22 protein-coding genes, 4 tRNA genes and 1 riboswitch are annotated in these 20,769 nt (G+C 40.8%); of the genes, 19 read left to right on the top strand and 7 right to left on the bottom strand.

Features of this window, described 5'->3' with window-relative positions; translation table 11 throughout:
* Positions 1–108: 108 nt before the first annotated feature.
* From DY200_RS05750 to pgi, 14 genes are all read left to right on the top strand, one after another.
* Positions 109–1,077 (top strand): aminodeoxychorismate synthase component I, encoded by a 969-nt coding sequence (locus DY200_RS05750; protein ID WP_115587250.1) that lies wholly within the window; start codon positions 109–111, stop codon positions 1,075–1,077.
* Positions 1,055–1,660 (top strand): aminotransferase class IV family protein, encoded by a 606-nt coding sequence (locus DY200_RS05745; protein ID WP_115587249.1) that lies wholly within the window; start codon positions 1,055–1,057, stop codon positions 1,658–1,660. Before DY200_RS05750 ends, DY200_RS05745 begins: the two co-directional genes overlap by 23 nt.
* Before the next feature lie 113 nt (positions 1,661–1,773).
* A complete protein-coding gene (gene recA, locus DY200_RS05740; protein WP_014991950.1) occupies positions 1,774–2,904 on the top strand; it encodes a recombinase RecA in 1,131 nt (376 codons plus the stop codon).
* Between the two features lie 63 nt (positions 2,905–2,967).
* Positions 2,968–3,423 (top strand): recombination regulator RecX, encoded by a 456-nt coding sequence (gene recX / locus DY200_RS05735; RefSeq protein ID WP_172539926.1) that lies wholly within the window; start codon positions 2,968–2,970, stop codon positions 3,421–3,423.
* A complete protein-coding gene (yqfB, locus tag DY200_RS05730; protein ID WP_115587247.1) occupies positions 3,404–3,724 on the top strand; it encodes a N(4)-acetylcytidine aminohydrolase in 321 nt (106 codons plus the stop codon). Before recX ends, yqfB begins: the two co-directional genes overlap by 20 nt.
* Entirely contained in the window at positions 3,721–4,254 is a 534-nt protein-coding gene (locus tag DY200_RS05725) for a DNA topoisomerase family protein (protein ID WP_115587246.1), read from the top strand. The genes yqfB and DY200_RS05725 overlap by 4 nt, the downstream gene beginning before the upstream one ends.
* The gene (gene tsaC / locus DY200_RS05720) at positions 4,247–4,801 is read left to right on the top strand and encodes an L-threonylcarbamoyladenylate synthase type 1 TsaC (protein WP_115587245.1); all 555 of its coding nucleotides are present in this window, start codon (positions 4,247–4,249) and stop codon (positions 4,799–4,801) included. Before DY200_RS05725 ends, tsaC begins: the two co-directional genes overlap by 8 nt.
* Before the next feature lies 1 nt (position 4,802).
* A complete protein-coding gene (gene aroE, locus DY200_RS05715) occupies positions 4,803–5,627 on the top strand; it encodes a shikimate dehydrogenase (RefSeq protein WP_115587244.1) in 825 nt (274 codons plus the stop codon).
* Positions 5,628–5,800: 173 nt separating this feature from the next.
* Positions 5,801–5,877, top strand: a tRNA-Met gene (locus tag DY200_RS05710).
* A 3-nt stretch (positions 5,878–5,880) separates the two neighbouring features.
* A tRNA-Leu gene (locus DY200_RS05705) sits at positions 5,881–5,965 on the top strand.
* Between the two features lie 25 nt (positions 5,966–5,990).
* A tRNA-Gln gene (locus DY200_RS05700) sits at positions 5,991–6,065 on the top strand.
* 48 nt (positions 6,066–6,113) lie between these two features.
* A tRNA-Gln gene (locus DY200_RS05695) sits at positions 6,114–6,188 on the top strand.
* Positions 6,189–6,309: 121 nt separating this feature from the next.
* Positions 6,310–6,561, top strand: a complete 252-nt coding sequence (gene ubiK, locus DY200_RS05690) for a ubiquinone biosynthesis accessory factor UbiK (RefSeq protein WP_005598032.1) — start codon at positions 6,310–6,312, stop codon at positions 6,559–6,561.
* A gap of 36 nt (positions 6,562–6,597) precedes the next feature.
* A complete protein-coding gene (gene pgi / locus DY200_RS05685; protein WP_115587243.1) occupies positions 6,598–8,238 on the top strand; it encodes a glucose-6-phosphate isomerase in 1,641 nt (546 codons plus the stop codon).
* Positions 8,239–8,316: 78 nt separating this feature from the next.
* Here pgi and DY200_RS05680 read toward each other — a convergent pair whose 3' ends face one another.
* The 7 genes from DY200_RS05680 to trhP form a co-directional block, all read right to left on the bottom strand.
* Positions 8,317–9,462 (bottom strand): N-acetylmuramoyl-L-alanine amidase family protein, encoded by a 1,146-nt coding sequence (locus tag DY200_RS05680; RefSeq protein WP_172539911.1) that lies wholly within the window; start codon positions 9,460–9,462, stop codon positions 8,317–8,319.
* Between the two features lie 14 nt (positions 9,463–9,476).
* Positions 9,477–9,977: a tRNA (adenosine(37)-N6)-threonylcarbamoyltransferase complex ATPase subunit type 1 TsaE gene (gene tsaE, locus DY200_RS05675; RefSeq protein ID WP_115587242.1), complete on the bottom strand. Its 501-nt coding sequence runs from the start codon at positions 9,975–9,977 to the stop codon at positions 9,477–9,479.
* A 7-nt stretch (positions 9,978–9,984) separates the two neighbouring features.
* Positions 9,985–10,539, bottom strand: coding sequence for an oligoribonuclease (gene orn, locus DY200_RS05670; RefSeq protein ID WP_115587241.1), 555 nt, complete (start codon positions 10,537–10,539; stop codon positions 9,985–9,987).
* 2 nt (positions 10,540–10,541) lie between these two features.
* The gene (coaD, locus tag DY200_RS05665; RefSeq protein WP_115587240.1) at positions 10,542–11,018 is read right to left on the bottom strand and encodes a pantetheine-phosphate adenylyltransferase; all 477 of its coding nucleotides are present in this window, start codon (positions 11,016–11,018) and stop codon (positions 10,542–10,544) included.
* Position 11,019: 1 nt separating this feature from the next.
* Positions 11,020–12,300 carry a lipid IV(A) 3-deoxy-D-manno-octulosonic acid transferase gene (waaA, locus tag DY200_RS05660; protein ID WP_115587239.1) on the bottom strand — a complete coding sequence of 427 codons (1,281 nt, stop codon included), beginning with the start codon at positions 12,298–12,300 and terminating at the stop codon, positions 11,020–11,022.
* On the bottom strand, positions 12,300–13,547 hold the full coding sequence (locus DY200_RS05655) for an O-antigen ligase family protein (RefSeq protein ID WP_115587238.1): 1,248 nt from the start codon (positions 13,545–13,547) through the stop codon (positions 12,300–12,302). The genes waaA and DY200_RS05655 overlap by 1 nt, the downstream gene beginning before the upstream one ends.
* Positions 13,548–13,793: 246 nt before the next feature.
* A complete protein-coding gene (gene trhP, locus DY200_RS05650; protein ID WP_115587237.1) occupies positions 13,794–15,191 on the bottom strand; it encodes a prephenate-dependent tRNA uridine(34) hydroxylase TrhP in 1,398 nt (465 codons plus the stop codon).
* Between the two features lie 149 nt (positions 15,192–15,340).
* Here trhP and DY200_RS05645 point away from each other — a divergent pair, with 149 nt between their 5' ends.
* The 5 genes from DY200_RS05645 to DY200_RS05625 all read left to right on the top strand — a co-directional run bounded on the left by DY200_RS05645 (position 15,341) and on the right by DY200_RS05625 (position 20,660).
* Positions 15,341–15,715, top strand: coding sequence for a cytochrome b562 (locus DY200_RS05645; RefSeq protein ID WP_115587236.1), 375 nt, complete (start codon positions 15,341–15,343; stop codon positions 15,713–15,715).
* Positions 15,716–15,808: 93 nt separating this feature from the next.
* Entirely contained in the window at positions 15,809–16,861 is a 1,053-nt protein-coding gene (locus tag DY200_RS05640) for an AI-2E family transporter (protein WP_115587235.1), read from the top strand.
* A 250-nt stretch (positions 16,862–17,111) separates the two neighbouring features.
* A riboswitch (glycine riboswitch) is annotated at positions 17,112–17,218 on the top strand.
* 108 nt (positions 17,219–17,326) lie between these two features.
* A complete protein-coding gene (locus DY200_RS05635; RefSeq protein WP_115587234.1) occupies positions 17,327–18,694 on the top strand; it encodes an alanine/glycine:cation symporter family protein in 1,368 nt (455 codons plus the stop codon).
* 65 nt (positions 18,695–18,759) lie between these two features.
* The gene (locus DY200_RS05630) at positions 18,760–19,458 is read left to right on the top strand and encodes a thermonuclease family protein (protein WP_115587233.1); all 699 of its coding nucleotides are present in this window, start codon (positions 18,760–18,762) and stop codon (positions 19,456–19,458) included.
* Positions 19,458–20,660: an aminotransferase class V-fold PLP-dependent enzyme gene (locus DY200_RS05625; RefSeq protein ID WP_115587232.1), complete on the top strand. Its 1,203-nt coding sequence runs from the start codon at positions 19,458–19,460 to the stop codon at positions 20,658–20,660. Before DY200_RS05630 ends, DY200_RS05625 begins: the two co-directional genes overlap by 1 nt.
* The last annotated feature ends 109 nt before the right edge of the window (positions 20,661–20,769 follow it).

The raw sequence follows: 20,769 nt of genomic DNA, 5'->3' as shown, positions 1-20,769 counted from the left end.
AATATACAGTATTATAGCAATCCGGCGAAAAATGAAAAGTGAAAGAACGTTGCTAAATTGGCGGAAATTCCCCTAGAATAACGGCAATATTCGTCACATTTTGAGTTTATGCAACATTTTATCCAAACCGCCAATCAACTCGGGCAACAGAAAAGCCCGTTTTTCTTTTTAATTGATTTTGAACAGCAAAAACCGATTATTTGCCCGCTAGAACAAGCGGCGGCAAGCGGTCTGTTTTTCGATTTTTTTTGCAAATCGAATGTTCAACCACAAAACGTTAGCAAGCCGTTTGAATTTCAAATCAATCCCATTTCGTTTGAAACCTATCAGCAAGGTTTTGAGCTTGTTCAAAAGGAAATCCAAGCCGGAAACAGTTATTTATTGAATTTAACTTATTCGACTGAAATTCAAACCAATTACAGTTTAGAAGAGCTGTTTTTCGCCAGTTCGGCAAAATATAAATTATGGCTGAAGGGGCAGTTTGTTTGTTTTTCGCCGGAAACTTTTGTGCGGATTCAACAAAATAAAATCTATTCTTACCCGATGAAAGGCACAATCAATGCGAATGAGGCAAATGCGGCGGAAAAGCTGATGCAATCAGATAAAGAATTTACCGAACATAATACGATTGTAGATTTGATTCGTAATGATTTGGCGTTAGTTTCACAAAATATTCAGGTGACGAAATATCGTTATTTAGAAAAAGTGGATACCTACTGTGGTGCTATTTATCAAACCAGTTCCGAAATCTGCGGCGAGCTAAACGAAAATTGGCAAGCGAGTGTGGGTTCACTATTAGCTAAGCTCCTGCCGGCAGGCTCAATTAGCGGGGCGCCGAAGGAGAAAACCGTAGAAATTATTCAACAAGCGGAAATCGGGCAGAGAGGTTATTACACCGGTATTTTCGGCTATTTTGACGGTGAAAATTTAGAGAGTGCGGTGGCGATTCGCTTTATTGAGCAAAACGGCGAACAATTTTTGTTCCGTAGTGGCGGCGGTATTACCGCAAAAAGCGTGTTGAACGATGAATATAACGAGCTGTTGGAGAAAGTGTATGTGCCGATTTCCATTGTTTGAAACGATTGCAATTATTGATGGCGAACCGAAGAATTTAGCTTATCATCAGCAACGCTTTGAAAGTGCGATTAAACAATATTTTAATGAGCAACCACAGTGGCAATTAGCTGAGGTGATTTGTGTGCCGGACGAATTTCAGCAGGGCAGTGTACGCTGCCGCATTGATTACAATGCGAGCGAGTTTCAGCAGCAATTTTCCCTTTATTCGCCACGTAAGATCAACTCTTTCCAATGTGTTTACACCGAGGATTTGGATTACCGCTTTAAATATAGTGATCGCAAGCGGTTGGATTCGCTCAAAACTTTGCAAGCTGATGAAGTGATTATTATCAATAATGGCAAGGTGAGCGATTGTACGATTGGAAATTTACTGTTTTTAAAACAAGGACAGTGGTTTAGCTCGCAAGATTATTTATTAAAAGGTACGCAGCTGACTAAACTGGTTGAAACCGGTGTGGTTGATTTGGTGCAAATTACAGCGCAAGATTTGCTTCAGTATGAACAAATTATGATGGTAAATGCGCTTAATCCTTTTGATTTACAAAGAGCTTTACCGATTTCAGCGATCAATTTTGCCGGATAGATCGAAAAACAGTAAAAAAATGCTTGAAACTGTATAAGTAAACACTATAATAATACACAGTTAATTGACGACAAGCGGTCGTTTTTTCAAAAAAGTTTGCAAAGGACAATACTATGGCAGCGGATAACAAAAAAGCGCAAAAGAATACAGTAACAAAACAAATCGATCCGGAACAAAAAGAAAAAGCATTAGCTGCTGCTCTTGCCCAAATTGAAAAACAATTTGGTAAAGGTTCTATTATGCGCTTAGGCGACACGCAAGCGCTTGATATTGAAGCGGTTTCAACTGGTTCAATCGGTTTAGACGCCGCATTAGGTATCGGCGGTTTACCGATGGGACGTATCGTTGAGATCTATGGGCCGGAATCTTCAGGTAAAACGACGCTGACTTTATCGGTCATTGCGCAAGCACAAAAATCAGGTAAAACTTGTGCGTTTATTGATGCGGAACACGCGCTTGATCCGGTTTATGCTCGTAAATTGGGCGTGGATACCGATGCATTGTTAATTTCACAACCGGATAACGGTGAACAAGCGCTCGAGATTTGTGATGCGTTGGTTCGTTCCGGTGCGGTTGATGTAATTATTGTGGACTCGGTTGCCGCATTAACGCCGAAAGCGGAAATTGAAGGCGATATGGGCGATTCTCATATGGGCCTACAAGCACGTTTAATGTCACAAGCGTTACGTAAATTAACGGCAAACATTAAAGCGACCAACTGCTTAGTGGTGTTTATTAACCAAATTCGTATGAAGATCGGTGTGATGTTCGGTAATCCGGAAACTACTACCGGCGGTAATGCACTTAAATTCTACGCCTCGGTTCGTTTAGACATTCGTCGTTCAGGTGTAGTAAAAGACGGCGATGAAGTGGTCGGTAGCGAAACGAAAGTGAAAATTGTGAAAAATAAAGTTGCGCCGCCGTTCCGTGAAGTTCAATTCGATATTATGTATGGTGAAGGTATTTCACGCATGAATGAATTATTAATTCTTGCCGAAGCAAATGGCTTTATCCAAAAAGCGGGTGCTTGGTTCTCATACGAAGGTACGAAAATCGGCCAAGGTAAAAATAATGCAATCAAATGGTTAAAAGAGAACACAGAGATTGCAAATAAAATTGAACAAGAAATTCGTGAGTTACTCATTTCAACACCGGAAAAAACATCGGCAGGCGAGCAGAACGTATTAGATGCCGATGATGTGAACGATTTTGAAGACGAAGAATTTAACGAAGAAGAACTATAGTAAAAATGCGGTTTCTGCGAAGGTAGAAACCGCATTTGTTTTTTATATTGAATGATTTTAGGTATGGCTAGCTACACGGCAATAAATTATCTGTTATATTTACTCTCTAAGCGAGATTATAGTGAACAAGATTTACGACGAAAATTAGTTCAAAAAGAATATAGCCAAGAAGAAATAGAGCAGGCTATTGAACGAGCACAAAGTAATAATTGGCAAAGTGATGAGCGCTATTGTGCCGGTTTTATTCGTTACCGTTCACAGCAAGGAATTGGGCCTCGCCGATTAAAACAAGAGTTGAAACTCAAAGGGATTAAAGATTGGTTGATAAGCCAAGAATTGGATAATGCCGAGATTGATTGGTTTATACTTGCCGAGCAAATTTTTGAAAAAAAACGACCGCTTGTATGGGATATAAAAGCTAAGCAAAAAATGTGGCGGTTTATGCTTAGCCGAGGATTTTATAACGACCATTTCAGTCACCTAATGGAAATAGATTACAATGATACAGAATACGAATAAGATTACTTTTTTTAGCCGTTTTGAGGCGGATATTTTAGCCGGTAACAAAACCATTACTATTCGAGATAAATCCGAATCTTATTTTCAGCTTCAGCAAGCGCTAAAAGTTTTTACTCATGAAACTGATCGTTTCTTTGCTGATATTCGAGTAATTTCCGTTACGCCTATCCGTTTCGAGCAATTAAATGAGCAACACGCTAAACAAGAAAATATGTCGTTAGCAGAGCTGAAGCAAGTCATCAGAGATATTTATCCGAATGATAATGACTTTTTTGTGATTGAGTTTGAATTAATTGAATGAGTCTTTTTAAATCAACGAAACAAGTAGAACTTTGTCCTGAGTGTGGTTCTGCATTACAAATTAAACGAGGGAAACAAGGCTTATTTTTAGGTTGCAGCGGTTATCCGCAATGTAACTATATCAAACCGTTACATCAGACTAACCGCGTAATTAAAGATTTAACGGAAATTTGTCCCGAATGCGGGCATTTTTTGCAATTAAAACAGGGTAACTTTGGGATCTTCATTGGTTGTAGTCATTATCCGGAGTGTCATTTCACCGTACATGATGAGCCGGAAGAACAAGAAGAATTTGATTGTCCGGAGTGCAAAATGCATAAATTAGTGGCGCGAAAAGGACGTTCAGGTAAAACGTTTTATGGCTGCGGTGGTTTCCCTAGTTGTAAGTTTACTTTGGCAGCTAAACCTATAGCAAAAGTTTGTCCTCAATGTCAGTGTCCAATCGCAACATTGAAAAAGCAACGTGGCAAATCGATGTATCTCTGTGCAAATAAATCATGCCAATCTCTATTTAGTGAAGAAAATGAATAACTTAGAAAATATTGTTGAGCACTTAAAGCGGAATAACGTGGTCGCTTATCCTACCGAAGCGGTATTTGGCCTTGGCTGTAATCCTAATAGCGAGTCGGCTGTTCGAGCTTTGTTAAAATTAAAAAATCGTCCTGAAGAAAAAGGGCTGATTCTTATCGCTCCGACCAAAGCGCTATTACTTCCTTATATTGATGAAAGTAAATTAACCGCAGCGCATTGGCAAATTTTTGAAAAACCTTCGGAGCGTGCGATTACTTGGGTCATGCCGGCTAAAAAAGATGTCCCTCAATATTTGACCGGACAATTTGATACGATTGCCGTACGTTTATGCCGAGTACCGGCAGTGATTGAGCTTTGTCAAGCAAGCGGTTTTGCTTTGACTTCGACCAGTTGTAATTTAACCGGACAAGAACCGTGTCGAACGGCGGATGAAGTCAAATTGCAGTTCGGAACGGATTTTCCGGTATTGGAAGCGGATACCGGCGGAAAAAACAATCCTTCCGAAATCCGAGATATTTTCACTCAACATATTTTTAGGAAAGGATAAGATGAATCAATACGCTGTTTGGGGCAATCCGATCGCACAAAGTAAATCACCCCGTATTCATCAACTTTTTGCGGAGCAAACCGGCAAGTTGATTAGCTATATTGCAAAGCTAGGCGATGAGAGGAATTTTGAAAACGAGCTTATGCAGTTTTTTGCAGAGGGAGCGAAAGGAGCAAATATTACTGTGCCGTTTAAAGAACGCGCATTCTCACTTGCGGATGAATATAGTGAAAGTTGTTTGTTAGCTGAAGCTTGTAATACTTTAAAACGTTTGGAAGATGGGCGTTTATATGCGGATAATACCGATGGTTTCGGGCTTTGTTCGGATTTAGAGCGTTTAGGTTGGATAAAGCCTAATCAACGAGTATTGATTTTAGGTGCGGGAGGTGCAACCAAGGGTGTACTTTTCCCTCTTTTAAAAGCTAAGCAGCAAATTACCATTTATAACCGAACGTTAGAGAAAGCGGTTCATTTAGCCGAGAAATTTGCAAAATACGGCAAAATTCAAACCGCTTCATTAGCGCAAATCGCAGAGCAAGAATTTGATTTGATTATTAATGCGACATCTTTAGGCTTACAAGGTAAATATGTGCCTGTTGCGGCTCATCTTTTAAAAAGTGCTGCGGTTTATGATATGCAATATGCGCCGGATATGCGGACACCGTTTTTAAATTATGCGCGTGAGTGCGGTGCAGTGCGTTATCAAGACGGTTTGGGCATGTTGGTCGGTCAGGCAGGCTTTGCATTTAAACTTTGGGAAAATGAATTTCCGAACGTTGAAAAAGTGCTTAAACAATTGAAAAGTGAAATGGAAAATGCAAAATAAGATTTCATAACCTATTATAAAATAAGCAAAATTTAGTTATTTTTATGACAAAATGAGCAATGTATAGCCAAATAATCAAATTTCTGACTTTTTTTTAAAAAAGTGTTTGACGAGGCAAAATAAAATCAGCATAATACACCCCGTAAACCGATATGGTGAACGCAAAATTAAATGGCTACATAGCTCAGCTGGTTAGAGCACAACACTCATAATGTTGGGGTCGCAAGTTCGAATCTCGCTGTAGCCACCATTTGCGGGAATGGCGAAATTGGTAGACGCACCAGATTTAGGTTCTGGCGCCGCGAGGTGTGTGGGTTCAAGTCCCTCTTCCCGCACCATTTATCGATTTATAACAATTAGTGTTGGGGTATCGCCAAGCGGTAAGGCACCGGGTTTTGATCTCGGCATCCCTAGGTTCGAATCCTAGTACCCCAGCCATCTAATTATCACACCGAATAAGCTAACGTTAAGTTAGTTTTTTTCTTTTGGGGTATCGCCAAGCGGTAAGGCACCGGGTTTTGATCTCGGCATCCCTAGGTTCGAATCCTAGTACCCCAGCCATCTTACTATTCAATATTATTCTTATCCGTTTTTTGATTTATACATAATAATCCTTATTATTTTCTTTAGCTTTCGCATAAAATTAATTAGAATTAAAAGCTATCCCATAAGGAGAAAGTAAATGTTAAATCCTAAGAATTTTGAGCAGTTAGCTCAACAGCTCCATAATGCATTGCCTCAACCTTTAAAAAATGTCGGTAATGATCTCGAAGAAAAATTTAAGCAAATCCTCCAAGCCCAATTAGCTAAACTTGATGTTGTTACCCGTGAAGAATTTGATGTGCAATCTCAAGTATTACTCCGTACCCGCGAAAAACTTAATGAATTAGAAAAACGGTTGAATGATCTCGAATCTCGTCAATCTCAAGAGTAATTTATTTTAATTTTAATCAGCAAAAGGATAGTCCAAATGCAAAATATTAACCCAACCCAAACTGCAGCTTGGTCCGCTTTAGAGCAGCATAAAGCGGGTAATTTAAATATTCCTCAGCTATTTGCCGAAGATGCTAATCGTTTTGACAAATATCACTTAAATTTTGAACAGCAAATTCTCGTCGATTTTTCTAAAAATGCAATTAACCAAAAAACCTTAGCTTTATTACGTCAGTTAGCGAACGAATGCGGTTTAGCTTCTGCAACCGAAGCGATGTTCTCCGGTCAAAAAATCAATCGTACCGAGAATCGTGCGGTATTACACACCGCATTACGTAATCGTTCTAATACGCCTGTACTTGTTGATGGCAAAGATGTGATGCCGGAAGTGAATGCGGTATTGGCGAAAATGAAAGATTTCTGTGAGCGTGTTATTTCAGGTAGTTGGAAAGGCTATACGGGAAAAGCAATTACCGATGTGATTAATATCGGGATCGGCGGTTCGGATTTAGGTCCTTATATGGTAACCGAAGCGTTACGTCCATATAAAAATCATTTGAATATGCACTTTGTGTCAAATGTAGACGGTACGCATATTGCGGAAGTACTGAAAAAAGTGAATCCTGAAACGACATTAGTATTAGTTGCTTCAAAAACCTTTACTACTCAAGAAACGATGACCAATGCTTTAACCGCGCGCGAGTGGTTATTAGCGGCGGCAAAAGATGAATCGGCAGTGGCGAAACACTTTGCCGCATTATCGACTAATGCGACAGAAGTCGCGAAATTCGGGATTGATACGGCAAATATGTTTGAATTCTGGGACTGGGTAGGCGGTCGTTATTCATTATGGTCGGCAATCGGTCTTTCTATCGCTTTATCATTAGGCTTTGAGAACTTTGAAGCGTTGCTTTCAGGCGCTCATGCAATGGATAAACATTTCCGTACTGCGCCGATTGAGCAAAATATCCCGACAACATTAGCGTTAATCGGTATTTGGAACAGCAATTTCCTTGGTGCGGAAACCGAAGCGTTATTACCTTACGATCAATATTTACATCGCTTTGCAGCCTATTTCCAACAAGGTAATATGGAATCAAACGGTAAATTCGTCGGTCGTGACGGCAGTCCGGTAACGCATCAAACCGGACCGATTGTATGGGGGGAACCGGGTACTAACGGTCAGCACGCTTTCTATCAATTAATTCACCAAGGTACGAAACTGATCCCTTGTGATTTTATTGCACCGGCACAAACACATAATCCGGTCGGCGATCACCATGCAAAATTATTATCTAACTTCTTTGCACAAACGGAAGCGCTTGCGTTCGGTAAATCGAAAGAAACCGTTGAAGCGGAATTTGTAGCGGCAGGTAAAAATTTAGCGGATGTTGCGGAAATCGTACCGTTTAAAGTATTTACCGGTAATAAACCGACCAACTCAATTTTAGTGCAAAAAATTACACCGTTCACTTTAGGTGCGTTAATTGCGATGTATGAACATAAGATCTTCGTACAAGGGGTAATTTTCAATATCTACAGCTTTGACCAATGGGGCGTAGAGTTAGGTAAACAACTCGCAAATCGTATTTTACCTGAGTTACAAAATGCGGAGAAAATTAGCAGTCACGACAGTTCGACTAACGGTTTAATTAATCAATTTAAAGCATGGCGTTAATCCGTCCGTAAGTATTTAATACCAAGCAATAGCGGTCATTTTTGCAATTTATTTTGTAAAAATGACCGCTATTTATTTTTACCGTACTTTTAATTTTTTGCCGACGGTAATATTGTTGTTCTTGATATTGTTGAGTTTACTTAATTTTTCCGGTGTCGTTTTATATGTTCTAGCAATAGAGTAAAGCGTTTCGTCTTGCTGAACAATATGGTAACCGGTGGTTGATTTTTGAATTTCCGGGCGTTTAGACGAAGATTCTTCTTTTAACTTTTCGCCCTGTTTAGTTTGTGTTTTGTTTTGTTTCTCTTTCCCCTCTGATTTTTTATCTTTAATAGCGTTATTTGCTTTATCGGATTCATTATCTTTTTTTACCGATTTATCTGCTTTTTCGCTATTTTGTTTTTTAGCGGCGGATTGTTCTTTCTTCGTTTCGGTACTAGCTGTTGCTTTAGACGAACCGTTGGTATAACGAGCACGATAAGCGACTAAGCCGTTATAAATCGCTCGAGCGATTTTACGACGATAAGCCGGATTTGCCAGCTGTTGCTCTTCCGTCGAATTGGATAGGAATCCCGTTTCAACTAATACGGAAGTAATGTCCGGCGAACGTAATACGCTTAAACTGGCATGCTGAGGAGCGCTTTTGGCTAATGTCGTGATATTTCCCATACGCGAGAGAATACTTTTTCCTAATTCATAACCGGAACGTTGAGAATGAGAAAATTGTAAATCCAACACGGTTTGATTCAGATAGCGTTCGTTATTATTGGATAATACCGATCCCGCACCGCCTAACAATTCGGATTGTTTTTCGTGATCCTCAAGCCATTTCCCCATTTCGTCACTGGCTCGGCGATTGGAAAGCACCCATACGGAAGCGCCTTTCTGGCTACTCGAATTAGGTGATGAATCCGCATGGATGGAAATAAGGTAATTCGCCTTATTTCTTCTGGCGATTTCCGTACGATTCGGTAACTGAATAAAGTAGTCGCTCTTACGTGTCATGACCGCTTTAAAATTAGGATCCGCATCAAGTAATGCTTTTAATTCTTTCGAAATACCGAGCGTCACTTCTTTTTCCTTAATTCCTAAGGTTTTACCGATTGCACCCGGGTCTTTACCGCCGTGTCCCGCATCGATAACGACGACGACTTTTGCATAACTGGTTAAGCTAATCATTAAGCCAAATAAACTAACTGCAATATAATTTATTAACTTGTTCATTTTTTTCCTTTTGGTTAAGCGGTCTGGTTATTCAGAAATTTTGCAATAATTTGATCACCGATTTCATTTTGAGGTTGCAAGGTGAGATTACGTCCAAGCTCGGCATAATCGATTTGAATAATAATGTCCGCCGGCGGAATAACGCCTTTACCTTTAGTCGCCCATTCGAGTAAACAAAGCGTTTGAGGGCGGAAATAATCTCGAATCCCCATAAACTCCAATTCTTCGGGATCGGCTAGGCGATAGAGATCAAAGTGATATAAACACAAAGGCGTTAATTGGTATTCTTCCACTAACGTATAAGTCGGACTTTTCACATTTCCTTGATGGCCGAAGGCTCGCACGATACTACGAGTTAAAGTGGTTTTTCCGGCACCAAGTTCACCGTTTAAATAAATAACGCAACAATGCGCGGAATCTTGTTCAAGGTATGTTCTTATTGCGTCGGCAAATTGTTGCCCGAATTGCAACATTCGGTTTTCATCGGGAAAATAAAAAGTAACTAAATCGGACATCGGACGGTTATTTCTCTAAATTAATAAAATGGGTACGGTAAAATTTTAATTCTTCGATCGATTCTCGAATATCATCTAAAGCCAAATGCGTATTTTTTTTGTTGAAGGCATTCAGCATATCCGGTTTCCAACGGCGCGCAAGTTCTTTTAAAGTACTCACATCCAACTGGCGATAATGAAAATAATCGGCAAGATCCGGCATATATTTATACAAGAAACGCTTATCTTGCGCTACGCTGTTACCGCAAATCGGCGAAGCACCTTTCGGCACCCACTGTTTTAAAAAATCGATGGTTTGTAATTCGACCGCACGTTCGGTTAATTTACTTTGTTTTACGCGTTCGATTAAGCCGTTTTCCGTATGCGTTTTAATGCACCAATCACTCATTTTATTAAGCAAATCGTTCGATTGATGAACGGTTAATACCGGACCTTCGGCTAAAATATTTAAATCTTTATCCGTTACAATCGTCGCAACTTCGATAATACGCTCTTTTTCCGGATCAAGTCCGGTCATTTCCAAATCGATCCATATAAGATTTTGGTTATCTAATTTACTCATATTTATTCCTTTTCTTTTAAGGCGCAAAGTACCGCATTAGGCACAAATTGTGCCACATCGCCTTGATGGCGATAAATTTCACGTACCATTGTCGAAGATAAATAACGCCAGGTGACGGACGGCGGTAAAAACACGGTGTCCAGTCGTCCGGATAATTTATCGTTCAGTTGAGCAAGCTGAATTTCATACTCAATATCATCACTGCCACGGATCCCTCGGACTAATGCTTTCGCTTGGTGTTGTTTGGCAAAATCCGCAAGTAATCCGCTAAATCCGACCGCTTGTACGTTAGCTAAATGAGCGCAACTTTGTCGCACCAAAGCAGTTCGTTCTTCAAGTGAGAATAACGGTTGTTTACTCGAGTTTTTCGCAACGGCGACAATCACTTGTCCGAATAGCTCGGACGCTCGTTCGATAATATCTAAATGTCCGTTGGTAATGGGATCAAAAGTCCCTGCATAAATAACGGTATAGCTCATTTTATTTCTCTAAGTAAGGGGCGATAAGTGCCATATGGCGTTTGAGAGCGCCTTGATTTTCTTGTAAAACATCGAACCCTGCTTGGCTGATTTTTTGACAAACATCCTCATTGCTGAGTAAAAAGTGTACCGCTTGTGCGATGTCTTGCGCATCGGATTTCACTTCTACCACCCCTTTCACATAACGCAATTTTTCAAAAATTTCCGGAAAATTAAATGTATGTACACCGGAAATAACCGGAAGTTCAAAAGCAATCGGTTCTAACGGGTTATGTCCGCCGTGTTTGACTAAACTTCCGCCGACAAAAGCAATTTTAGCTAACCCGTATAATTGCATCATTTCTCCCATGGTATCGCCGAGTAGAACCTGAGTATTGGGTTTTAACGGATGTTTATCGGTACGTTTTATATAATTGAGATTGGATTTGACTAATAATTCCTCCACCGTTCCGAATCGCTCGGGGTGGCGCGGCACTAAAATTAGTACTAAATCCGGCCATTGAGAGAGAAGTTGTCTATGTGCGTCTAGGATCAGCTTTTCTTCACCTTCATGCGTGCTGCCGGCGATCCAAACCGGGCGGTTAGCCAAATTCAACTCTTGTTTCGTATTATCCACTTTATGACGTAACGTATCGGTAATTTCCAAATCAAATTTCAGGTTACCGGTATTGACCAATTTTTCGGGAGAAAAACCTAATGCTAAATAGCGTTCGGCACTGACCGCATCTTGCGCCATAATTAATGAGATTTTATTTAACATATGTTCGACGCTAGGCTTAATCCAACCGTAGCGTTTGGCGGAACGAGGCGAAAGTCGAGCATTAGCAATGATAAAGGCTATGCCTTTCTTATGAACCTGATGAATAAGATTCGGCCATAATTCGGTTTCAATTACAATCATCAATTTAGGATTGATAAAGTTTAGAAAACGTAAAATGGCATCGGGTAAATCATAAGGCAAATAAAAATGTGACACGCTATTGCCGAAAGCGGATTTGACCCGCGCGGATCCCGTCGGCGTAACGGTTGTAACCGTAATCGGCAACTCGGGATAGGCGGTTTGAATTTCCCTAATTAACGGTGTTGCGGCGATAACCTCTCCCACTGAGGCGGCATGCACGATAATACCGCCCGCTACGGGCTTTGCCAATTCATGATAACAACCGTAACGTTCAAATAAACGATGACGATAAGCCGGTTGTTTATAACCGCGTTTCCACATCATCAGTAAGATGAACGGTTGAATAATGTAACTGATAACGGTATAGAAAATACGTAACATTATTGAGTTCCTACAAGCGATTGATTTTGTGCGGTTTTTTGTAATCCTAGGAAAATAAGCGTAACGGTAAAATAAAACATTACGCCAGAATTATGCGATAAAAACGCTTGAGTTAAAAAGTAGCTCATCATTAATAAAATATGCGTAATCCCGAGAACGCCCCATAAGTGAGCTAACGAATTCGGTGCGGCTTGTCGTATATTGCGCCAAAACGAGCTAAGCGGTACAAATAAAATAGCTAATAAAGCGATTAATCCTAATACGCCTCTGGTTGCGGTATCGTGTAAATATTGGTTATGCGCGTGTGCAAATCCGGATGCGTACTGGGAAATCTTTCCTTGCTCAAAGTGCTGTTTACGCATTTCTTTAGCGCCTTCTAACCCCCAACCGAATAGCGGTTTTTCTTGAATGCCCAGTAGCGAACTTTTCCACATATCAAAACGAGCGCCGACGGAGGTGCTGGTATTTGAACGATCTACATAAGCGGAAATATCGCTTTTCGCTTCAAGATAACGCTGGTAAATCGTCTCTTTAGCAAAGAATCCGCCGGAAAGTGTGATTAAAAGTACGCTGGTAACGACCCATTTGGATAAGTTCTTACGGTTTAACAAGAAAATGACCGCAAGCACAGCCGGAACACCGATCCAAGCACCGCGTGCGGTCGTTAGGAAACTGGCAATCATCGCAAGTAATCCGGCGATTAAACAAGTAACGGTCAATAGACGTTGTTTCTGCGCATGGAAATAAAATAATGCGCAAAATGAGAACATAGCTAAAGACATTGCCATATCACCGGCTTGGATATGCATCGTTTTCGGAAAGGGCTTATCAAGATCAAAACCGAAAACTTGAATGATACTGACGACTCCCGCCACAATACCGCCGGCTAGAATAGCATATAGGATCCATACTTGTTGAATGTGCTTTTTATACAATACGGCTAGAATCGGCAGAGTGAGAACGGCTCGACTCGGTAGATCAAGCTCGCTGAATTTGCCTTTATGCGTCATGAATGAAATCACACAAAGCGTAAAGTAAAAGACAAACGAAGCAATCAGCCATTTATCCGCTTTATCTAAGTTAAAAGTACGGGATTTAATATGGGGAACAAGTAACGCAATACCTGAAACAGCCAATAGAATCGGAATTAGGCTATAACTGATTTTTAAAGGAAGCGCCAAAATAAAAAACAGACCGATTAGGATTGAATAGAGTTGGTTATTATAAGATTTAACTCGCGCTAACATAGCATGTTCCATATAAAAAGAATGACGAGTTATTATACTTAAAAATTGTAGAGGAGAGGAAAGAAAAGGCGATTTAGTTATATAAATTTTTTGAATAAACATAAAAAAACCCCTCGTTCCTGAGGGGTGAAATTTATTATGGAGTCATACTTCTTTGAGTACTGTGCAAAATTATATGTATCTTGTGTTTAAATTCAATAACAAATTTGCAACATTTTTCATACATTGCTTATTTTGTGAGGAAGATCACGCTTTATGCGGATTTCTGGTATTCGCATCCACAAGATTACGCATAAGAAGTGCGTAGTCCAAATCAACATCCGCCGGCACGTCTAAAAAGACGAAATGCCCGTCACCAAGCCCCGCTTCCACTTGTTCATTTTTGCGGTTTAGCATACGCTCGATTTTAAACACGATATTACCTTTCGGGGTCATCATTTCTACCGAATCCCCCACGAGGAATTTATTTTTAACCGCGACTTCCGCCATACCTTCGGCGTTACGTTTACCGGTAAATTCGCCGACAAATTGTTGGCGGTCCGAAATCGAGTAGCCGTATTCGTAGTTTTGATATTCGTCATGGGTATGACGACGCAAGAAGCCTTCGGTATAGCCTCGATGAGCAAGCGATTCCAAGGTATCCATTAATGATTCGTCAAACGGTTTACCTGCCGCCGCATCGTCAATCGCTTTACGATAAACTTGAGCGGTACGTGCACAGTAATAGAACGACTTAGTACGCCCTTCAATTTTAAGTGAGTGGACGCCCATTTGGGTTAATCTTTCCACGTGTTGTACGGCTCGTAAGTCTTTTGAGTTCATAAAGTAAGTGCCGTGTTCATCTTCAAATGCGGTCATTTGCTCGTCCGGACGGTTTGGCTCGGTATATAGGAAAACTTTATCGGTATGTGAACCTTCGCCTAATGTCGGGGCAATATTTTTCACTTCGATTTCCGGCTCGTAACGTTGAACGGCGGATTGCGGCACGATGTTACCGACTTCATCTGTTGTGCCTTCTTCCATTTTGTATTCCCAACGGCAAGCGTTGGTACAAGTACCTTGGTTCGGGTCACGTTTATTGATATAACCGGACAATAGGCAACGACCTGAATATGCCATACAAAGTGCGCCGTGTACGAAGATTTCAAGCTCGATATCCGGCACTTGCTGGCGGATTTCTTCGATTTCTTCCAATGATAATTCACGTGAAAGAATGACACGGGTAAGCCCCATCTGTTTCCAGAATTTTACCGTCGCCCAGTTTACCGCATTCGCTTGTACTGAAAGGTGAATATCGATTTCTGGGAAGTTTTCACGCACGAGCATAATTAAGCCGGGATCGGACATAATCAGTGCATCCGGTTTCATATCCACCACAACTTTAAGATCTTTGATAAAGGTTTTTAGCTTTGAGTTGTGCGGCGCAATATTCACCACCACATAGAATTTTTTGCCTAAACTATGCGCTTCATCAATCGCAATTTGTAAGTTGGCATGGTTAAATTCATTATTACGGACACGTAAACTATAGCGTGGCTGGCCGGCATAAACGGCATCTGCACCGTAAGCAAACGCATAGCGCATATTTTTTAAGGTGCCGGCAGGCGAGAGTAATTCGGGTTTCGGGTATTTTAATTCGGACATAGGTTTATTCTCTTCTGATAACAAGTCAGTACGCTCTACAGGTAGAGCGTGTAAAGTTGTCTATTTTCTAGCAAATATTGCTTTCTAGCAAGATATAGATAGATTAGAATACGATTTTTTAATCTATCACTTAACATGTGGGAAAAATGATGAATAAATTTAAACAAACGTTAGCGGTGGCGATGCTTGCATTTTCATCGGCTGCATTAGCAAACGGCGTGATGATGGAAATGTTCCAAATGAACAAGTATATGAGTGCCTTTACTCGAGCTCAAACGGCTACGGAGTTTCAAGAATCGGCAAAACAATTCTTAGTACAAGCGGAAAAAGCTAAAAATACGATGCCGGCAAGTTTAGGCGGTGATCAAGAACTATTCAAAGGCTATCAAGCAGGTATGCAAGAAGTGATTGACGAAGTGAAGAAAGCGGAAGAACTGGCTAAACAAGATAAATTGGAAGAAGCCAAAATGGCTGTATCACGTTTAAACGGACTTAAGAAAAAATACCATTTAGAGTATAAATAACGATTGAAGAGGCGATTGAGTAATCGCCTCTTTGTTTATGATGTGTGAATTGTAAAAATTTATCAAAATTTGACCGCTTGTTTTCGGAGCATTATGGAACATCGATCTTCATTAACTAAAGTATTGGTTGCTACGGCCTCAATTATAGTGATTCTCGCCGGTATAAAAATGGCGGGGGAGATTATTATTCCTTTCTTGTTGTCATTATTTATTGCGATTATTTGCTCGCCGATTATTAAGTTTATGACCAAGCGTCATATTCCGTTAGGGCTGGCAATCGGTTTATTACTCGGTTTAATCGTTTTAATTTTCTTCTTTCTGGCCGGAATGTTTAATGGGGCGATTCAGGAATTTACCGCTTCGATTCCGCAATATAAGGTGCTATTAACGGAGCGTTTGGACACGGTTTTTGCTTTGATTAAAGCCTATAATTTACCGATTAGTATTACCCAAGAAGATGTGCTGAATAAATTCGACCCAAGCGTAGTTATGAATTTTGTCAGCCGTTTGCTGCTTAGCTTTTCCGGTGTGGTGTCGAATATTTTCGTGTTATTTTTAGTGGTGATTTTTATGTTGTTCGAATCACCGATGGCTAAATATAAACTGGCTTTGGCATTAAGTCCGGATGATGATTTGTCGAATGAAGAATATTATCTTAATCAAGTATTAGACGGAGTTATCGGCTATTTAGGGGTAAAAACGGTTGTGAGTGCATTAACCGGTATCTCGATTTGGATTTTATTGATCGTGCTTGATGTGCAATATGCGGTGCTTTGGGCGACACTTGCTTTTTTACTGAATTATATTCCGAATATCGGTTCGTTTTTAGCCGGTATTCCGATTGTATTACAAGCGCTTTTATTAAACGGATTTTCCGTCGGTATCGGCGTATTGATTGGGGTAGTTGGCATCAATATGTTATTCGGTAATGTCTTGGAGCCGAAAATGATGGGTAAACGTCTCGGGCTTTCAACCCTTGTCGTGTTCTTGTCTTTATTATTCTGGGGTTGGTTATTAGGTACGGTCGGTATGTTGTTGTCCGTACCGCTTACGATGGCGTTAAAAATCGCTTTAGAGTCAAGCCGTTCGACCCGTCGTTATGCGGTATTACTGGGTGATATAGAAGAAGTACCGATTCGTCGTTAAAGGTGAAAAAGCGATCGCCAATATCATAACAGCGGTCGCTTTTTTATTGGATTGTGTAAACTATAAGCAAAAAGCAAACGTTTGCTTAAAAATATGTTTTTAGGCTATTGACGATTTTTAAAGAATCGGTAGAATTCCGCACATTCTTTTTTTAAAAGATACGTTCGGATGAAGGTAGCTGGAGAAGAGCGATAAGCTCTACCGACGAGGTAAAATCTTTCAGGTGCTAGCAATAGCGAGGACAGTTACTGGACGAACCCTTGGAGAGATCCAATCCATGTAGTTAATGGAAAATGGACGCCGAAGGCGCAAGTGCGTAAGCATGAAACGCTCAGGCAAAAGGACAGGGGAGAAAAGTACAACCTATTTTCTATTTGTGTTTAGGATTTTGCAAATTTTTGGCGAAATTCGACCGCTTATAGCCTGCTTTTCTTTCCTTGTAAGTTATGTTTACGAGGAACCATCATGTCATTTGACGCAATTCTTAATCAAATTAATAGCCTTATTTGGGGCGCTCCGCTTTTAATTTTACTTTCCGGTGTCGGTATTTATCTGACTTGCGCTTTGAAAGGTATTCAAATCTCGCAGCTTCCGCGTGCATTCGTCTATATGTTCAAACCGGAAAAAGGGAAAGGACAATCCGGCGATATTTCCGCTTTCGCCGCACTTTCGACCGCACTTGCCGCAACCATCGGTACCGGTAATATTGTCGGCGTAGCGACCGCTATTCATTCGGGCGGACCGGGCGCATTATTCTGGATGTGGTTGATTGCTTTATTCGGTATGGCGACCAAATATGCGGAAGGTTTATTGGCGATTAAATTCCGTGGTCGTGATAAAGACGGTTTTGTCGCCGGCGGCCCGATGTATTATATCGAAATGGGAATGGGTAAAAACTGGAAATGGCTGGCAAAAGCATTTGCATTTTTTGGTGTATTGGTTGCCTTATTAGGGATTGGTACCTTCCCGCAAGTAAACGGTATTACTCATTCGTTAGAATCGACTTTCGATATACCGGTCGTATTTAGTTCGATTGTTTTAACCTTAGTCGTGACTTCGATCATTTTAGGCGGTGTGAAACGTATTTCTAAAATCGCATCGATTATCGTACCTTTTATGGCGGTCGCTTATGTGATTGCATCTGTCAGCGTATTAATTATGAATGCGGAAAAAGTACCGGATGCAATCGTGTTAATCGTGCATGCGGCGTTTAATCCGGAAGCCGCATTGGGCGGAGCCTTCGGTTTTACCGTAATGCAAGCAATTCAATTAGGGGTGGCACGCGGTATTTTCTCGAATGAATCGGGTTTAGGTTCGGCCCCGATTGCGGCAGCGGCGGCACAAACTAAAGAGCCGGTACGCCAAGGTTTAATTTCCATGACCGGTACTTTCTTGGATACGATTATTGTGTGTACTATGACGGGTTTAGTTATCGTATTAACCAGCGCTTGGACCGGTAAAGCCGAAGGGGCTGAATTAACCAATCTTGCCTTTAACCAAGGTTTAGACAGCTCGTTCGGGGCGGTCATCGTTACCGTCGGATTGATTTTCTTCGCCTTTACCACTATTTTGGGCTGGTGCTATTACGGTGAGCGTTGTTTCGTGTACCTCACGAACGGCAGAACCAAAGGAATTAAATTCTATCGTTTACTGTTTATCTTATTAATTGCTTCCGCACCGTTCTTACAATTAAATACAATTTGGACGATTGCGGATATCGTAAACGGTTTGATGGCGTTTCCGAATCTCATCGCATTAATTGCGTTACGTAAAGTCATTATCGAAGAAACGAAAAGCTATTTTACGCGCTTAAAAAACGGCGAACTGGAATAAGATTCGCACCGACTGATTGAAAATCTGTTAAAGTGTAGGGTAATACCTACACTTTTTTATTTTGTATGAAAGTTATTTATTCTTTAATTTTATTCGTCTTTTTTAATTTAATCTCTCCCTTTCTCTATGCCGCTTCAGGCAATGAAATCAGTTGCAAAGTGGTGGGAATTAGTGACGGTGATACGCTGACCTGCTTACATAAGCGTAAACCACTTAAAGTACGTTTGCTACATATTGATGCGCCGGAATCGGCTCAGCCCTACGGTAATAAAGCAAAACAAACATTGGCAAATTTAGTGTTTAAAAAGCAGGTTATGTTGCATAGCCAAGGTTATGATCGCTATCAACGTTTATTGGCGGTGATTTATGACGAGCAAGAACGTAATATCAATTTATTATTAGTGCAAAAAGGTATGGCGTGGGCATACCGTGAGACTTTGCCGATTTATGAAGAAGCCATGCAAAAAGCAAAGCGAGAAAAGCAAGGATTGTGGCAAGATAAATCGCCGATTAATCCTGCGCAATGGCGACAAGCTCATCAGTCTGACAAGCGATCCGATTCTGATTGGAATTGGCAAAATATTTGGAAAAAACGACCGCTTGGCAAACCAAAAACCGTAGATTGTCATAAAATATTACATTGTCGTGATTTTAGTGATTACCAAAGTGCGAAGCGTTATTTCGATCTATGCGGTTCTAAAACGATGGACGGTAATCGTGACGGTATTCCTTGTAATAAATTGTATCGGGAGGCGGTGCGTTAATGAATATGCAGCAAACGGAAGCGTTTAGATCTCAGTTTCCTTTTTTTCAACAACAAGCGGAATGGAGTTATCTGGACTCCGCCGCCACGACTTTAAAACCACAGGTTCTCATTGATAGTACGGTCGAATTTTATGCTTCGGCTGGGTCGGTACATCGCAGCCAATACGATCTGATACAAAGCCGAGCTTATGAGCGAGCGAGAGATTTAGTCGCTTCTCGTTTTAATGCGGAATCTCGCAATGCGGTAATTTGGACAAGCGGTACCACCCATGCGATTAATTTGGTGGCGTACGGTTTGGAACATTTACTGGAAGCGGGAGATGAAATAGTGATTTCGGTTGCCGAACATCATGCGAATTTTATTCCGTGGCAGCAGTTAGCACAGCGTAAGCAAGCGAAATTAATTGTGTTGCCGTTAGATGCAAATTTTCAGTTAAATCCGACCGCTTTAACGCAAGCCGTTTCCGAAAGAACTAAAATCGTTGCCTTGAATTTAGTTTCAAACGTAACCGGCGTACGTCAGTCGGTCGAACGGCTGATCCCGATTATTCGCCGTCGTTCCAATGCAAAAATTTTATTAGATTGCGCGCAAGCGGTATGTTGCGAAAAAGTGGACGTACAAAAACTGGATGCGGATTTTTATGCCTTTTCGGCGCATAAAATGTATGGGCCGACCGGTGTCGGTGTTTTAACCGGAAAATTGCAAAGTTTAGAGCAAATTCGACCGCTGTTTTTCGGCGGTAAAATGTTGGAAGATATTTCGGAATCCGCACTTTCCGTTGCCGCTTTACCTTATCGCTTGGAAGCCGGTACGCCGAATATCGCCGGAATTATCGGCTTCGGCAAAACATTGGAATGGCTCGAACAATGGGATTTCGAAGCATTGAATCATGTTGTGGATAATCTGGCGGAAGAAGCCTACAAGCGGTTAAAAAAGTATAAAAATATTCGAATTTTTTCTCAGCCGAATTGTTCTACCATTAGTTTTGCATTTGACGGGATTCATCATGCCGATATTGCGGCGATTATGACCGAAAGTAAAATCGCATTACGTAGCGGAGAGCATTGTGCGAAGCCGTATCTGCATTATTTGCAACAAAGAGGCACACTAAGAATTTCGTTGGCGCATTATACTTCGCCCGACGAATTGGAGAAATTCTTCAAGGCGTTGGATTTAGCCTTGGACATTTTGCTTGATTAGATCAAAAAAAGATGAAATAGCACTAGAATGAATACCCTAAATAAGGTAATCTTGCCGCCAATTTTCGATTTATTTTAAAATTTAAATTTATAGCAAAAGGTGTCAAAAA

The organism is Actinobacillus lignieresii (genome assembly GCF_900444945.1).
Taxonomy (GTDB): Bacteria; Pseudomonadota; Gammaproteobacteria; order Enterobacterales; family Pasteurellaceae; genus Actinobacillus; species Actinobacillus lignieresii.
Note: the sequence above shows the minus strand (reverse complement) of the source record. Positions and strands in the feature narration are given on the sequence as shown.

What these genes read in the sequence shown, in the direction of transcription:
- DY200_RS05630 (WP_115587233.1), top strand. Translation starts at nt 18,760, where the DNA reads ATGAAAGTTATTTATTCTTTAATTTTATTCGTCTTTTTTAATTTAATC.
- DY200_RS05655 (WP_115587238.1), bottom strand. Translation starts at nt 13,547, where the DNA reads ATGTTAGCGCGAGTTAAATCTTATAATAACCAACTCTATTCAATCCTA.
- DY200_RS05635 (WP_115587234.1), top strand. Translation starts at nt 17,327, where the DNA reads ATGTCATTTGACGCAATTCTTAATCAAATTAATAGCCTTATTTGGGGC.
- orn (WP_115587241.1), bottom strand. Translation starts at nt 10,539, where the DNA reads ATGAGTAAATTAGATAACCAAAATCTTATATGGATCGATTTGGAAATG.
- waaA (WP_115587239.1), bottom strand. Translation starts at nt 12,300, where the DNA reads ATGTTACGTATTTTCTATACCGTTATCAGTTACATTATTCAACCGTTC.
- DY200_RS05750 (WP_115587250.1), top strand. Translation starts at nt 109, where the DNA reads ATGCAACATTTTATCCAAACCGCCAATCAACTCGGGCAACAGAAAAGC.
- ubiK (WP_005598032.1), top strand. Translation starts at nt 6,310, where the DNA reads ATGTTAAATCCTAAGAATTTTGAGCAGTTAGCTCAACAGCTCCATAAT.
- yqfB (WP_115587247.1), top strand. Translation starts at nt 3,404, where the DNA reads ATGATACAGAATACGAATAAGATTACTTTTTTTAGCCGTTTTGAGGCG.
- trhP (WP_115587237.1), bottom strand. Translation starts at nt 15,191, where the DNA reads ATGTCCGAATTAAAATACCCGAAACCCGAATTACTCTCGCCTGCCGGC.
- DY200_RS05725 (WP_115587246.1), top strand. Translation starts at nt 3,721, where the DNA reads ATGAGTCTTTTTAAATCAACGAAACAAGTAGAACTTTGTCCTGAGTGT.
- aroE (WP_115587244.1), top strand. Translation starts at nt 4,803, where the DNA reads ATGAATCAATACGCTGTTTGGGGCAATCCGATCGCACAAAGTAAATCA.
- DY200_RS05625 (WP_115587232.1), top strand. Translation starts at nt 19,458, where the DNA reads ATGAATATGCAGCAAACGGAAGCGTTTAGATCTCAGTTTCCTTTTTTT.
- recX (WP_172539926.1), top strand. Translation starts at nt 2,968, where the DNA reads ATGGCTAGCTACACGGCAATAAATTATCTGTTATATTTACTCTCTAAG.
- coaD (WP_115587240.1), bottom strand. Translation starts at nt 11,018, where the DNA reads ATGAGCTATACCGTTATTTATGCAGGGACTTTTGATCCCATTACCAAC.
- DY200_RS05645 (WP_115587236.1), top strand. Translation starts at nt 15,341, where the DNA reads ATGAATAAATTTAAACAAACGTTAGCGGTGGCGATGCTTGCATTTTCA.
- tsaE (WP_115587242.1), bottom strand. Translation starts at nt 9,977, where the DNA reads ATGTCCGATTTAGTTACTTTTTATTTTCCCGATGAAAACCGAATGTTG.
- DY200_RS05640 (WP_115587235.1), top strand. Translation starts at nt 15,809, where the DNA reads ATGGAACATCGATCTTCATTAACTAAAGTATTGGTTGCTACGGCCTCA.
- recA (WP_014991950.1), top strand. Translation starts at nt 1,774, where the DNA reads ATGGCAGCGGATAACAAAAAAGCGCAAAAGAATACAGTAACAAAACAA.
- DY200_RS05745 (WP_115587249.1), top strand. Translation starts at nt 1,055, where the DNA reads ATGTGCCGATTTCCATTGTTTGAAACGATTGCAATTATTGATGGCGAA.
- pgi (WP_115587243.1), top strand. Translation starts at nt 6,598, where the DNA reads ATGCAAAATATTAACCCAACCCAAACTGCAGCTTGGTCCGCTTTAGAG.
- DY200_RS05680 (WP_172539911.1), bottom strand. Translation starts at nt 9,462, where the DNA reads ATGAACAAGTTAATAAATTATATTGCAGTTAGTTTATTTGGCTTAATG.
- tsaC (WP_115587245.1), top strand. Translation starts at nt 4,247, where the DNA reads ATGAATAACTTAGAAAATATTGTTGAGCACTTAAAGCGGAATAACGTG.